Raw genomic sequence first — 1,248 nt, 5'->3', positions numbered from 1 at the left:
TAACCTATAAAGTCGCCTTTATTAATTGGCATCGGTGTTTTTAATACCACGACTTTATCTAATTTTTCAGGTTTAAGCTGGGTAACTATCAGTGAGGTTAATTTGACATACCCCTTATGTGGTGCCTTATCCCCGCCATTTTCTGCAACCAAGACCGCCGGCACATCACAATTATCAATTTTACAGATTTTAGCATAACCATTTTCTTGCCCATCAAATTCAAACGTTGCCGTTTGAGGTAAATACGTTAACTTTTGACTGTCATTCGCGGTGCCATAAACAGCAATGCCTTTGACTTCAACTTCCGGTTTGCCCACCTTTTTATTATCTTCCTTGCAGATTTCATAATCCTTATTGGCTTCCGCTGTCTTTCCTGTCGGTCTATCGGCTGCTGTCTTGCCAATATCGTTATGCCAAACATAACCGGTAATATTGCCCAATTCATTTTGCAAGCCGTTTGGTGTCACCACCGTACCTGCGGTTATCGACACAATTTTATACCAGCCAGGCATATTTGCTTTTTGTTCACCTAAACGTACTTTACTGCCTTTAAGCAATAAACCGACAATCTTTGTGTCTTTTCCCTTTTCGCGTATCACACTGCCGGCAATGGTTTCTGTTTTTTTTCATCAACTTTCCCTGCTTTCGCTTGCCAATAACAAGGGTAATCCACCTGACTACCGCTTTCTTGTTCTTTTTGCTGATAACCATACCAATCAAGTTGATGCATATATAAACTGTATAAGGTTATTGAGGGTGGCGTAGCAGTTTCACCAGCGATTTTAGGCATTTGTAACAGGTGTCTGACTAAGGTAAATCCCGTTGAGAAATACGCCACTTTTTGCTGTTCTTTATAAGGCGTTTTTAGCTCAACATTGTCCAGATAGACTATTTTATGGTAAATATCATCGACTCGATAAGCAACCACTTCGCCATGAGCCATACAACGCAATATACCGTCATTATCAACTTTCTTTAGTACCCCTTCATCAATATGGAATCCCCCATGCCATATCCCATTTTCACCAAATGGATAAAAGCCACTGCTCGCCTCTGATAACGCTTTATAATACGCATCTTGACTGAGTTGTTTTTCACCCACGGGAAAGTTGAAATTGTCAATTTTTTTTATGGTCATGTGTATTGCCTTATTCCTTATGCCGAAAAGCCTTTCGAGTTAAACGATACATGTTTTTTTAATAAGACTTCCAGCTCTTGACGATTAATATTCAGTTTTGCGGATAAATG

General features: G+C 39.7%; 1 protein-coding gene and 1 pseudogene. Both read right to left on the bottom strand.

Annotation, left to right across the window (positions count from 1 at the left end; genetic code table 11):
- Positions 1-599: pseudogene (locus ACYIAL_RS12740) on the bottom strand (hypothetical protein); the annotation flags it as partial.
- Positions 596-1,138: a hypothetical protein gene (locus ACYIAL_RS12735; protein ID WP_483751901.1), complete on the bottom strand. Its 543-nt coding sequence runs from the start codon at positions 1,136-1,138 to the stop codon at positions 596-598. The pseudogene ACYIAL_RS12740 and the gene ACYIAL_RS12735, both read right to left, overlap by 4 nt.
- Positions 1,139-1,248 lie beyond the last annotated feature (110 nt).

The sequence above is a fragment of the Gilliamella sp. X-57 genome (assembly GCF_057063565.1).
The sequence above is the reverse complement of the archived record's forward strand: the minus strand, read 5'-3'. Positions and strand labels throughout refer to the sequence as shown.

Coding starts and splice junctions, on each gene's coding strand:
- ACYIAL_RS12735 (WP_483751901.1), bottom strand. CDS start 1,138: ATGACCATAAAAAAAATTGACAATTTCAACTTTCCCGTGGGTGAAAAA.